At 45.4% G+C, this 13,242-nt stretch carries 6 protein-coding genes, 1 tRNA gene, 3 rRNA genes and 1 other annotated feature; of the genes, 9 read left to right on the forward strand and 1 reads right to left on the reverse strand.

Annotated elements, in window-relative coordinates; genetic code table 11:
* Nucleotides 1–9 precede the first annotated feature (9 nt).
* The 3 genes from ATG70_RS18125 (at nt 10) to rrf (ending at nt 4,938) form a co-directional block, all read left to right on the forward strand.
* Nucleotides 10–1,562, forward strand: a 16S ribosomal RNA gene (locus tag ATG70_RS18125).
* Nucleotides 1,563–1,800: 238 nt separating this feature from the next.
* Nucleotides 1,801–4,730 (forward strand): 23S ribosomal RNA (locus ATG70_RS18130).
* Nucleotides 4,731–4,821: 91 nt separating this feature from the next.
* Nucleotides 4,822–4,938 (forward strand): 5S ribosomal RNA (gene rrf, locus ATG70_RS18135).
* The 16S, 23S and 5S rRNA genes sit together here, the layout of an rRNA operon.
* 540 nt (nt 4,939–5,478) lie before the next feature.
* Here the strand turns inward: rrf and ATG70_RS18145 are convergent.
* Nucleotides 5,479–6,441 (reverse strand): YaaC family protein, encoded by a 963-nt coding sequence (locus tag ATG70_RS18145; protein WP_098445635.1) that lies wholly within the window; start codon nt 6,439–6,441, stop codon nt 5,479–5,481.
* A gap of 116 nt (nt 6,442–6,557) precedes the next feature.
* Between ATG70_RS18145 and guaB the strand changes: the two genes are divergently transcribed.
* The 6 genes from guaB (at nt 6,558) to ATG70_RS18175 (ending at nt 13,194) form a co-directional block, all read left to right on the forward strand.
* Nucleotides 6,558–8,015 (forward strand): IMP dehydrogenase, encoded by a 1,458-nt coding sequence (gene guaB, locus ATG70_RS18150; protein ID WP_098445636.1) that lies wholly within the window; start codon nt 6,558–6,560, stop codon nt 8,013–8,015.
* A 150-nt stretch (nt 8,016–8,165) separates the two neighbouring features.
* Complete coding sequence (locus tag ATG70_RS18155; protein ID WP_257147755.1) at nt 8,166–9,506, forward strand: D-alanyl-D-alanine carboxypeptidase family protein; 1,341 nt, start codon at nt 8,166–8,168, stop codon at nt 9,504–9,506.
* 187 nt (nt 9,507–9,693) lie between these two features.
* Nucleotides 9,694–10,581, forward strand: a complete 888-nt coding sequence (gene pdxS / locus ATG70_RS18160; RefSeq protein ID WP_098445637.1) for a pyridoxal 5'-phosphate synthase lyase subunit PdxS — start codon at nt 9,694–9,696, stop codon at nt 10,579–10,581.
* Nucleotides 10,582–10,654: 73 nt separating this feature from the next.
* On the forward strand, nt 10,655–11,248 hold the full coding sequence (gene pdxT, locus ATG70_RS18165; RefSeq protein WP_098445638.1) for a pyridoxal 5'-phosphate synthase glutaminase subunit PdxT: 594 nt from the start codon (nt 10,655–10,657) through the stop codon (nt 11,246–11,248).
* 66 nt (nt 11,249–11,314) lie between these two features.
* Nucleotides 11,315–11,519 (forward strand) — a binding site (T-box leader).
* Between the two features lie 97 nt (nt 11,520–11,616).
* The gene (gene serS / locus ATG70_RS18170) at nt 11,617–12,891 is read left to right on the forward strand and encodes a serine--tRNA ligase (protein WP_098445639.1); all 1,275 of its coding nucleotides are present in this window, start codon (nt 11,617–11,619) and stop codon (nt 12,889–12,891) included.
* 210 nt (nt 12,892–13,101) lie between these two features.
* A tRNA-Ser gene (locus ATG70_RS18175) sits at nt 13,102–13,194 on the forward strand.
* Nucleotides 13,195–13,242 lie beyond the last annotated feature (48 nt).

Raw genomic sequence — 13,242 nt, forward strand, 5'->3', positions numbered from 1 at the left:
TTAAGCTTTCTATCGGAGAGTTTGATCCTGGCTCAGGACGAACGCTGGCGGCGTGCCTAATACATGCAAGTCGAGCGAAGAGATGGGAGCTTGCTCCCTGATCTTAGCGGCGGACGGGTGAGTAACACGTGGGCAACCTGCCCTGCAGACTGGGATAACTCCGGGAAACCGGAGCTAATACCGGGTAATACATCGCACCGCATGGTGCAATGTTGAAAGTTGGCTTTCTGAGCTAACACTGCAGGATGGGCCCGCGGCGCATTAGCTAGTTGGTAAGGTAATGGCTTACCAAGGCGACGATGCGTAGCCGACCTGAGAGGGTGATCGGCCACACTGGGACTGAGACACGGCCCAGACTCCTACGGGAGGCAGCAGTAGGGAATCTTCCGCAATGGACGAAAGTCTGACGGAGCAACGCCGCGTGAGTGACGAAGGCCTTCGGGTCGTAAAGCTCTGTTGTTAGGGAAGAACAAGTACCGTTCGAATAGGGCGGTACCTTGACGGTACCTAACCAGAAAGCCACGGCTAACTACGTGCCAGCAGCCGCGGTAATACGTAGGTGGCAAGCGTTGTCCGGAATTATTGGGCGTAAAGCGCGCGCAGGCGGTCTTTTAAGTCTGATGTGAAAGCCCACGGCTCAACCGTGGAGGGTCATTGGAAACTGGAGGACTTGAGTGCAGAAGAGGAGAGTGGAATTCCACGTGTAGCGGTGAAATGCGTAGATATGTGGAGGAACACCAGTGGCGAAGGCGGCTCTCTGGTCTGTAACTGACGCTGAGGCGCGAAAGCGTGGGGAGCAAACAGGATTAGATACCCTGGTAGTCCACGCCGTAAACGATGAGTGCTAGGTGTTGGGGGGTTCCACCCTCAGTGCTGAAGTTAACACATTAAGCACTCCGCCTGGGGAGTACGACCGCAAGGTTGAAACTCAAAGGAATTGACGGGGGCCCGCACAAGCAGTGGAGCATGTGGTTTAATTCGAAGCAACGCGAAGAACCTTACCAGGTCTTGACATCCTCTGACAATCCTGGAGACAGGACGTTCCCCTTCGGGGGACAGAGTGACAGGTGGTGCATGGTTGTCGTCAGCTCGTGTCGTGAGATGTTGGGTTAAGTCCCGCAACGAGCGCAACCCTTGATCTTAGTTGCCAGCATTTAGTTGGGCACTCTAAGGTGACTGCCGGTGACAAACCGGAGGAAGGTGGGGATGACGTCAAATCATCATGCCCCTTATGACCTGGGCTACACACGTGCTACAATGGACGGTACAAAGGGCAGCAACACCGCGAGGTGAAGCAAATCCCATAAAGCCGTTCTCAGTTCGGATTGCAGGCTGCAACTCGCCTGCATGAAGCCGGAATTGCTAGTAATCGCGGATCAGCATGCCGCGGTGAATACGTTCCCGGGCCTTGTACACACCGCCCGTCACACCACGAGAGTTTGTAACACCCGAAGTCGGTGGGGTAACCTTTATGGAGCCAGCCGCCGAAGGTGGGACAAATGATTGGGGTGAAGTCGTAACAAGGTAGCCGTATCGGAAGGTGCGGCTGGATCACCTCCTTTCTATGGAGAATTACGAAGGTAACTTACGTTACCAACCTTACATGAGCGTTTCGTTTAGTTTTGAAAGAATGATTGTATTCTTTCAAAATAGGTGAAGTGATGAAGCTTGCGCTGATTCAAGTAGTAGCCTTGTTCCTTGAAAACTAGATAGCATAAACAACGACATCCAATAATTATTTTTTATGCAATAACTTAGTAATAACTGATGCGTTATGGCAGCAATGCCTAACAAATCGAAGGTTAAGCTACTAAGGGCGCACGGTGGATGCCTTGGCACTAGAAGCCTAAGAAGGACGGGACGAACACCGATATGCTTCGGGGAGCTGTAAGTACGCTTTGATCCGGAGATTTCCGAATGGGGGAACCCACCATCTTTAATAGGATGGTATCCATTTCTGAATACATAGGGAATGGAAGGCAGACCCGGGGAACTGAAACATCTCATTACCCGGAGGAAGAGAAAGCAAATGCGATTTCCTGAGTAGCGGCGAGCGAAACGGAATCAGCCCAAACCAGAGGGCTTGCCCTCTGGGGTTGTAGGACGTCTCTTTGGAGTTACAAAGGCACGGATAGACGAAGCGACCTGGAAAGGTCCATCACAGAAGGTAACAATCCTGTAGTCAAAATCCGCTGCCCTCCGAGACGGATCCTGAGTACGGCGGGACACGTGAAACCCCGTCGGAATCTGGGAGGACCATCTCCCAAGGCTAAATACTCTCTAGTGACCGATAGTGAACCAGTACCGTGAGGGAAAGGTGAAAAGCACCCCGGAAGGGGAGTGAAAGAGAACCTGAAACCGTGTGCCTACAACTAGTTGGAGCCCGTTAATGGGTGACAGCGTGCCTTTTGTAGAATGAACCGGCGAGTTACGATCCCGTGCAAGGTTAAGCTGATAAGGCGGAGCCGCAGCGAAAGCGAGTCTGAATAGGGCGAAATAGTACGTGGTCGTAGACCCGAAACCAGGTGATCTACCCATGTCCAGGGTGAAGTTCAGGTAACACTGAATGGAGGCCCGAACCCACGCATGTTGAAAAATGCGGGGATGAGGTGTGGGTAGCGGTGAAATGCCAATCGAACCTGGAGATAGCTGGTTCTCTCCGAAATAGCTTTAGGGCTAGCCTCGCGGCAAGAATCTTGGAGGTAGAGCACTGATTGGACTAGGGGTCCTTACCGGATTACCGAATCCAGTCAAACTCCGAATGCCAACGATTTATCCGCGGGAGTCAGACTGCGAGTGATAAGATCCGTAGTCGAGAGGGAAACAGCCCAGACCACCAGCTAAGGTCCCAAAGTATACGTTAAGTGGAAAAGGATGTGGCGTTGCTTAGACAACCAGGATGTTGGCTTAGAAGCAGCCATCATTTAAAGAGTGCGTAATAGCTCACTGGTCGAGTGACGCTGCGCCGAAAATGTACCGGGGCTAAACGTATCACCGAAGCTGTGGATTGTCTTACGACAATGGTAGGAGAGCGTTCTAAGGGCTGTGAAGTCAGACCGAAAGGACTGGTGGAGCGCTTAGAAGTGAGAATGCCGGTATGAGTAGCGAAAGACAAGTGAGAATCTTGTCCGTCGAAAGCCCAAGGTTTCCTGAGGAAGGCTCGTCCGCTCAGGGTTAGTCGGGACCTAAGCCGAGGCCGAAAGGCGTAGGCGATGGATAACAGGTTGATATTCCTGTACCACCTCCTTTCCGTTTGAACGACGGGGGGACGCAGAAAGATAGGGAGAGCGCGCTGCTGGAAATGCGCGTCCAAGCGATTAGGCTGGTGAATAGGTAAATCCGTTCACCGTGAAGGCTGAGTCGTGATGGCGAGGGAAATTTAGTACCGAAGTCCTTGATTCTACGCTGCCAAGAAAAGCCTCTAGTGAGGAAAGAGGTGCCCGTACCGCAAACCGACACAGGTAGGCGAGGAGAGAATCCTAAGACGATCGGGAGAACTCTCGTTAAGGAACTCGGCAAAATGACCCCGTAACTTCGGGAGAAGGGGTGCTTCCTCGGGTTAATAGCCCAGGGGAGCCGCAGTGAAAAGATCCAAGCGACTGTTTAGCAAAAACACAGGTCTCTGCAAAGCCGTAAGGCGAAGTATAGGGGCTGACACCTGCCCGGTGCTGGAAGGTTAAGAGGAGGGGTTATCCCTTACGGGAGAAGCTCTGAATCGAAGCCCCAGTAAACGGCGGCCGTAACTATAACGGTCCTAAGGTAGCGAAATTCCTTGTCGGGTAAGTTCCGACCCGCACGAAAGGTGCAACGACTTGGATACTGTCTCAACGAGAGACCCGGTGAAATTATAGTACCTGTGAAGATGCAGGTTACCCGCGACAGGACGGAAAGACCCCATGGAGCTTTACTGTAGCCTGATATTGGATTTTGGTACAGCTTGTACAGGATAGGTAGGAGCCATAGAAGTCGGACCGCCAGGTTCGATGGAGGCGTCGGTGGGATACTACCCTGGCTGTACTGACATTCTAACCCAGCACCGTGATCCGGTGCGGAGACAGTGTCAGGTGGGCAGTTTGACTGGGGCGGTCGCCTCCTAAAGTGTAACGGAGGCGCCCAAAGGTTCCCTCAGAATGGTTGGAAATCATTCGCAGAGTGTAAAGGCACAAGGGAGCTTGACTGCGAGACCTACAAGTCGAGCAGGGACGAAAGTCGGGCTTAGTGATCCGGTGGTTCCGCATGGAAGGGCCATCGCTCAACGGATAAAAGCTACCCTGGGGATAACAGGCTTATCTCCCCCAAGAGTCCACATCGACGGGGAGGTTTGGCACCTCGATGTCGGCTCATCGCATCCTGGGGCTGAAGTAGGTCCCAAGGGTTGGGCTGTTCGCCCATTAAAGCGGTACGCGAGCTGGGTTCAGAACGTCGTGAGACAGTTCGGTCCCTATCCGTCGCGGGCGCAGGAAATTTGAGAGGAGCTGTCCTTAGTACGAGAGGACCGGGATGGACACACCGCTGGTGTACCAGTTGTTCCGCCAGGAGCATAGCTGGGTAGCTACGTGTGGAAGGGATAAGTGCTGAAAGCATCTAAGCATGAAGCCCCCCTCGAGATGAGATTTCCCACAGCATTAAGCTGGTAAGATCCCTTAGAGATGATGAGGTAGATAGGTTCGGGGTGGAAGCGTGGCAACACGTGGAGCTGACGAATACTAATCGATCGAGGGCTTAACCTAAAACAAAAGTGATGTGAGCATAGCTCACTAAACTTGATATTATTGGAATACGTTGTGCGTGCTATCTAGTTTTCAGGGAACACCTGAATTGTCTAGTGACGATGGCGAAGAGGTCACACCCGTTCCCATGCCGAACACGGAAGTTAAGCTCTTCAGCGCCGATGGTAGTTGGGGGATCTCCCCCTGCAAGAGTAGGACGTCGCTGGGCAAGAAGAAAGGCGAGAGACCAAGTGGTTTCTCGCTTTTTTGTATGGTTTTGTATCTTGATTTTTTATTTTATCTTTTTTTGATTGTTGTCAATCGACTTCTTCGAAAGCTACGTAGGGGTGGGAGAAGCAAGAAATTCGAGGAAGCAAGTGTTGTCAGACCGGAGTGGATATTTGAAGATCCATGAGGATCTGGCAGCGCGCAGCTGGCGATCGCAGCTTATCGCGCCCCGTATGAGAACATGGAAGTTAAGCTCTAGCGCCGATGGTAGTTGGGGGATCTCCCCCTGCAAGAGTAGGACGTCGCTGGACAAAGAAGAAAGGCGAGAGGCCAAATGGTTTCTCGCTTTTTTTGTATGGTTTAATGGGTGAGTTTTCACTAGCTCAAAGCCCTCATGCAGCACGTTCGCGGAATAAATCTCAATTTCGCGGGAATATCATGCGAAAGCGTGGAATAAATCCGATTTTCGCGGAAATATCTAAAAAAGCGCGGAAAAAGCATCGAAAGATACGGATTTCATTAACTGCCTTCTGCTTTATCATTATTTTCCTCTCTGATCTAGAAAGCCATAAAGCAATTTTGGCACCTTTTTAGAAGTTACCTCAAGAAATTGAAGAATAAAAGGTAGATCTGATGACTCCTGTGTATGAAACAAATCCCCCCACCATTCTGTCTCGTATCGACAAATCATGCTCAAATTATATAAAACCAGATAGTGTACCATTACTTCTGTAATAGAATTGTACTGGTTCCTTTCTGCAGGGAGATACACGCCGCCCCTACCATAGAGAAAAGGACGCTCCTGTAACTCTAGTTTGGGCTCTCTGTGAACTTGTAAAGTTATGAAGTCACGATGTTGTCCTAGGATTTTTACTGAACACAACCCCTGCTGCTGAAGATAAGATTCTAAACGTTCAACAGTCATGTTTAAAGAGTCAAGAATATTTGAATGAACTGTAAATGTGTTGGTAGAAATTGGAGTAATATGATAATTTGTTCGCTTCCCATTTAGTTTCTCAAATAGCGGACCAATCTCAGGTATAAGGGATAGAAGATCTTCCATTTTATACTTTTCCCCTTCGACCTGTTTCACATGAAACATTTTCCTTGAAAAGTATTCAAAGAGTCCGTTTTTTTGACCCTTCACTTCATCTTGCAAGAAAGCATATTGCCGCTTTTTTCGTTTTCGAGATGTTACTCCGTGGGCAAGTACATGGGTATCCCCGGGATAATTCGGATCAATCGTGATGAGACAAGCTTTTAACAGTTGAATCATCCCATAGAAAAGAAGGATCGGTTTTAACTCGGTATCAGCCAATTCAGCATGCCGATAGTAGCGATCTCCGTATTCAATAAAGTACATAAAACGATAGCAAGTATCATAGCTTTTTCGTTCTGCATCTGGAAGTTCAATTTTAGAATAACATTCCTTTAAATATTGCTGAACATATGAGGCAGAGTGATAAGCTAAATTGGCTGAGTGTTGATGTCCAGAATATCCCATAGGCAACCTCCATGTTTGATAATTCAAACTTATTCTATCTTTCTTGACAGTAGTTTAACCAATTGATAAGCTACTAATAAAATTTCGGACAATTCGATTAGAGGAGGATGAAAGGGATGTGGGAAACAAAATTTGCTAAAGAAGGGTTAACCTTCGATGATGTGTTATTAACGCCAGCTTTTTCAGATGTACTACCGAGGGAAGTATCGGTGAAAACTCAGTTAACAAAAGACCTTGAACTAAATGTACCAATTATTAGCGCAGGTATGGATACAGTTACAGAAGCACCGATGGCGATCTCAATGGCAAGACAAGGTGGTCTAGGAATTATCCATAAGAGCATGTCAATGGAAGAGCAAGCTGAGCATGTTGATCGTGTGAAACGATCTGAAAGTGGTGTTATTACTGATCCTTTCTTCCTTACACCAGAGCATCAAGTATTCGATGCTGAGCACCTCATGGGCAAGTATCGCATTTCAGGAGTTCCTATTGTGAATGATGAGCGCAAACTTGTTGGTATTCTTACTAATCGTGATCTTCGTTTTATTGAAGACTACTCTATTCAAATTAAAGACGTGATGACAAAAGAAAATCTTGTTACAGCTCCAGTCGGAACGACATTAAAAGAAGCTGAGCGCGTCCTACAAAAACACCGTATTGAAAAGCTTCCTCTAGTAGATGAAGACGGTACGCTAAGAGGTCTTATTACCATTAAAGATATTGAAAAGGTTATACAGTTTCCACAGTCTGCTAAAGATAGCAGAGGCCGCTTACTAGTAGGAGCTGCTGTAGGGAATACAACAGATGCACTGAAGCGAGTTGAAAAGCTTGTTGAAGCCGGTGTGGATGTAATTGTATTAGATTCTGCACATGGACACACTGAAGGCATAATGACAAAAGTAAGTGAAATTAAAAGTGCTTACCCTAACCTTCCAATTATTGCAGGTAACGTTGCTACTGCAGAAGGAACAAAAGCTCTAATTGAAGCAGGAGCAGATGTTGTAAAAGTAGGAATCGGACCTGGTTCTATTTGTACAACTCGTGTAATTGCTGGTGTTGGTGTACCTCAAATCACTGCAGTCTACGAATGTGCAACAGAGGCACGCAAGCATGGTGTTAGCATTATTGCAGATGGAGGCATTAAGTTCTCAGGAGATATCGTTAAGGCGATTGCAGCAGGTGGTCATGCCGTCATGCTTGGTAGCATCCTTGCAGGTGTAGATGAGAGCCCAGGCGAACGTGAAATTTATCAGGGGCGTCAATTTAAAGTCTATCGTGGAATGGGATCAATTGGAGCGATGGAAAAGGGAAGTAAAGATCGTTATTTCCAGGAAAATATGTCTAAGCTCGTTCCTGAAGGAATTGAAGGACGTGTTCCTTATAAAGGACCTCTTACTGATACAATCCATCAATTAATCGGTGGCTTACGATCGGGAATGGGATACTGTGGAACAAAAACACTAAACTCGCTACGTGAGGACAGTCAGTTTGTACGAATCACTGGAGCTGGCCTTCGTGAGAGCCACCCACACGATGTTCAAGTGACGAAAGAAGCACCAAACTACTCGGTCTAAATAGGGCTTTAGACGGAAGTTATAACAGCTGTGTGACAAAAACAACCGAATATATTCGAAAAGTAGATAGGGGACTTTCCTCTATCTATTTTTTTAATTTTAGGTGTGATAGAATAGCGGTTATGTGAGACTTATTTGGAGGTGTAGGGGTTGAAAAACCTTGGTTTGAAAGCCATGACCGTAGCCATGGCGATGGTATTATTACTAGCAGGAACATTTGGTGGAGGCAATACTGCAGAGGCTGCAGAGGCGCCTGACATCAAAGCGGAAGCATCAATCTTAATTGATGCAAGTTCAGGGAAAATTTTATATCAAAATAATCCTGAATTAACGCTCTCACCTGCAAGTATGACAAAGATGATGTCGGAGTATTTAGTACTTGAAGCGATTAGTAAAGGTGAAGTTAGTTGGGATGAGAAAGTTATTGTAAGTGATACGATTCAAAAGTTATCTCAGAACCGTTCTCTTTCAAACGTACCACTTCGTGTGGGTGAACAGTATACAGTTAAGGAATTATATGAAGCAATGGCAATTTATTCTGCAAATGCTGCCACAATGGCACTTGCTGAGCACGTTGCAGGAACAGAAACGAAGTTTGTCGAAATGATGAATGCCAAAGGAAAAGAAATGGGCATGAAAGAATACAAGTTCGTGAATAGCTCAGGACTAAATAACAGAGACCTTCTAGGAAATCATCCGGCTGGTGATGCGGATGAAGAAAATATGATGTCTGCACGTTCAACAGGGCTTCTTGCATATCATCTTCTAAAAGATTATCCAGAAGTGCTTGAAACAACGAGTACGCCTGTGAAAGAATTCCGTGAAGGTACAGATGATCAAATCACCATGAAGAACTGGAACTGGCTTCTTCCTTCTCTTATCTATTCAAATAAGTACAAAGTAGAAGGAATTGACGGGCTTAAAACAGGATCAACTGATTTAGCTGGCTTTGCCTTTACAGGAACAGCAAAACAAGGGGATATGCGATTAATTTCAGTTGTTATGAAAACCGACTCTTATGAAGCTCGCTTCGAAGAAACCTCAAAATTGCTGAATTATGGTTTTGATCAATTTGAACAAAAAACAATCGTTTCTAAAGGTGATAAAGCAGATGGAAAATCATCAGTTAACGTCGTAAAAGGAAAAGAAAAAGAAGTTGGCGTAGCTGCTGGGGAATCGTTTAATACTGTAACTGTAAAAAACACGGAAGAACCATTTGAACTTAGCTACGAATACGACAAGTCCCTCCTTAACGAAGATGGAGAACTAACTGCACCAATTAAAGAAGGCGACCAAGTTGGAACAGTTGTCTTAAAAGCAACAGGGGAAGATTTTGGTTACATAACAGGGGACAAGGGTTCTTCAGTACCTCTTGTAGCAACTGAATCAGTTGAAAAAGCAGGTTGGTTTACCCTTACTATGCGAGCAATTGGTGGTTTCTTCTCTGGTGTGTGGACGAGTGTAGCAGATGCAGTGACAGGACTGTTTTAACTTATAATAACAAGCATAATTGGTAAAAATACTCTTCGATTAGGTAATCGAAGAGTATTTTTCTAAATCTTTTACGAAATCACCGCACATGTGATAGGACAAGTCATAAAAAAATGTTACAATAAAAGCGTTTGATAGATGTCGTGTATAATAGACGTTTCTAAGTATAGATATGGGAGGAATATAGATGAATCAACAAACAGGTACAGATCGTGTAAAACGTGGTATGGCTGAAATGCAAAAAGGCGGCGTTATTATGGACGTTGTGAATGCAGAGCAGGCGAAGATTGCAGAAGAAGCTGGTGCAGTAGCAGTAATGGCACTAGAACGTGTACCATCTGATATTCGTGCAGCAGGCGGCGTAGCACGTATGGCTGATCCTACAATTGTAGAGGACGTTGTGAATGCCGTATCCATTCCAGTAATGGCAAAATGTCGTATTGGTCATATTGTAGAAGCACGCGTTCTTGAATCAATGGGCGTTGACTACATTGATGAAAGTGAAGTTCTTACGCCAGTTGACGAAGAATTCCACCTTGATAAACGTAAGTACACAGTTCCATTTGTATGTGGAGCGCGTAACCTTGGTGAAGCACTTCGCCGCGTAGGTGAAGGTGCAGCAATGCTTCGTACGAAAGGCGAACCTGGAACTGGTAACGTTGTTGAAGCTGTGCGTCATCAGCGTCTTATTCAATCCCAAATTCGTAAAATTTCAAGCATGTCTGAAGATGAATTGATGACTGAAGCGAAAAACCTTCAGGCTCCATTTGAGCTTCTTCTTCAAATTAAAGAGCTTGGACGTCTACCAGTTGTTAACTTTGCTGCTGGTGGTATTGCTACTCCTGCAGATGCAGCATTAATGATGGAACTCGGTTCTGACGGCGTATTTGTTGGTTCTGGAATTTTCAAATCAGATAATCCTGAGAAGTTCGCTAAAGCGATTGTTGAAGCAACAACTCACTATCAGGATTACGAATTGATCGCAAACATTTCTAAGAACCTAGGTATCGCAATGCCAGGAATTGAAATTTCTTCACTTAAGCCATCAGACCGTATGCAAGAGCGCGGCTGGTAAAATCATTGATCCCCCACCTGCGTAACGTAAGGTGGGGTTCTTACTTAGATAAAGAGAAGGAGTCGAGAGCAGTATGGTGAAAGTCGGGGTCCTTGGACTGCAAGGTGCGATCAGAGAACATGTGAAAGCACTAGAAACAAAAGAAGCAGAAATCATTGTCGTAAAACGTGTTGAACAGCTTGAGGATTTAGATGGACTCGTGCTGCCTGGTGGGGAAAGTACGACAATGCGTCGTTTAATTGATCAGTATGGATTTCTAGAGCCTCTTAAGGCTTTTGCAGCAGAGAAGCCTATTTTCGGCACATGTGCTGGATTAATCCTTCTTTCAAAGCATATTGAAGGTGTGGATGGATCTCATATTGGCGTCATGGATGTAAGGTCTAAAAGAAATGCCTTCGGACGACAGCGTGAAAGTTTTGAAGCACCGTTACCAATTAAAGGACTAGAAGAAGACTTTATTGGTGTCTTCATTCGTGCTCCATATATTGAAGAAGTTGGAGAAGATGTTGAAGTGCTTGCTACCTTTAATGAAAAAATTGTAGCCGCACGTCATGGACGTTTTCTCGCGTGTGCTTTTCACCCAGAACTAACGGACGATGATCGCATGCATCAGATGTTTATTGACATGGTTTTGGAGTTTAAGAAAGAAGGACTTGCAACGGAGTAACTTTTCGTGTAAATTATTACGTACCAAGAAGAAGAGAATTCTTTTTCTGCAAATGACGAATGATAAATGAAAACGTTGACGGGAAATAGTAATAGATGTTCAATGCCAAGAGAGTCGATGTGTGGTGTGAATCGATCATTGAACCCTGTGAATCCATCCCTGAGTAGGAAGCTGAATGAAGTAAGCTTTCTCGGAGCAGACCGTTATTCTGTTAAGAGGCAGACAATTGTCTGCAATCAGGGTGGCAACGCGGGTAGCTCTCGTCCCTTTATAGGGGATGAGGGCTTTTTTGTATTCAAAAACCTTACTTTCACTCTAAATAGGTTTCCTTAGCGCGTTTATCATTCATTAATAAAGGAGGAAAAAGCATGATCGATTTAAAGTATTTGCGTAAAAATTTTGAAGAAGTAAAAGTAAAGCTATCAAAGCGTGGGGAAGATCTAGTCGGTCTTGATCGTTTTGAGGAGCTTGATCAGCGCAGAAGAGAGCTTATCGCTGAAACAGAGCAGTTAAAAGGACAGCGTAATGAAGCTTCTAAAAACGTGGCGGTATTTAAACGCGAGAAGAAAGACGCCGATCACCTTATTAAAGAAATGCGTGAAGTTGGCGATAAGATTAAAACCATTGATGAAGAACTTCGCACTGTTGAGACAGAGCTTGAACAAATTCTTCTTCACATCCCAAACATCCCTCATGATAGCGTACCTGTAGGTGAGACGGAAGATGATAACATCGAAATCCGTACATGGGGAGAGAAAAATGATTTTGCTTTTGAAGCAAAGCCTCACTGGGATATTGCAACCGATCTTAATATCATTAACTTCGAACGTGCAGCAAAAGTAACCGGAAGCCGATTTGCTTTCTATAAAGGTGCTGGAGCGCGTCTAGAACGTTCTTTGATTAACTTTATGATGGATCTACATGAATCTGAGCATGGCTATGAAGAAATTCTTCCTCCATACCTTGTGAACCGTGAAAGCATGACTGGTACTGGTCAGCTTCCTAAATTTGAGGAGGATGCTTTTAAAATTCGTGAAGAAGATTACTTCTTAATTCCAACAGCTGAAGTACCGGTAACAAACTTCCATCGTGATGAAATTATGGACGGAGAAGATCTTCCACTTGCTTATACAGCATACAGTGCTTGCTTCCGTTCTGAAGCTGGCTCTGCAGGGCGCGATACTCGTGGACTGATTCGTCAGCACCAATTTAATAAAGTAGAGCTTGTCCGTTTTGTGAAGCCTGAAGATTCTTATGACGAGCTTGAAAAGCTTACTGGGCATGCAGAGAAAGTACTTCAACTATTAGGACTTCCGTATCGCGTTATGAGCATGTGTACCGCTGACCTTGGCTTTACTGCAGCGAAGAAATACGATATTGAAGTTTGGATCCCAAGCTATGGCACGTATCGAGAAATCTCTTCTTGTAGTAACTTTGAAGATTTCCAGGCGCGTCGTGCAGGCATTCGCTTCCGTCGTGAAAAGAATGGAAAGCCAGAATTCCTTCATACGTTAAACGGCTCTGGCCTTGCGATCGGGAGAACTGTTGCCGCAATCTTAGAGAATTACCAACAAGAAGATGGCTCAGTTATTGTCCCTGAAGTACTGCGTCCATATATGGGTGGGCGTGAAGTGATTAAATAAAAGTGATAAAGAGCAGAGTCATCTCTGCTCTTTATTTTTAGATAAGAATCGTGTATAGTATAAAGAAGCTAATTTTCGACGAAGTTCTTCATCAATCATCAATTTACATACCTGAAAAACTTTTTGAAAAAGTTTTGAGATATCGTTGACATTATTCTAAGACGATGATATTATATTACTTGTCGCAGTTAGTTAATAACTTCTTCACACGGAGGAATACCCAAGTCTGGCTGAAGGGATCGGTCTTGAAAACCGACAGGGGCTTAGTCGCCCGCGGGGGTTCGAATCCCTCTTCCTCCTCCATTTACTAATTAATAACCAACGCGCATATAATTTGGAGATTATATTTCG

The sequence above is a fragment of the Bacillus sp. es.036 genome (assembly GCF_002563635.1).
Lineage (GTDB): Bacteria > Bacillota > Bacilli > Bacillales > Guptibacillaceae > Guptibacillus.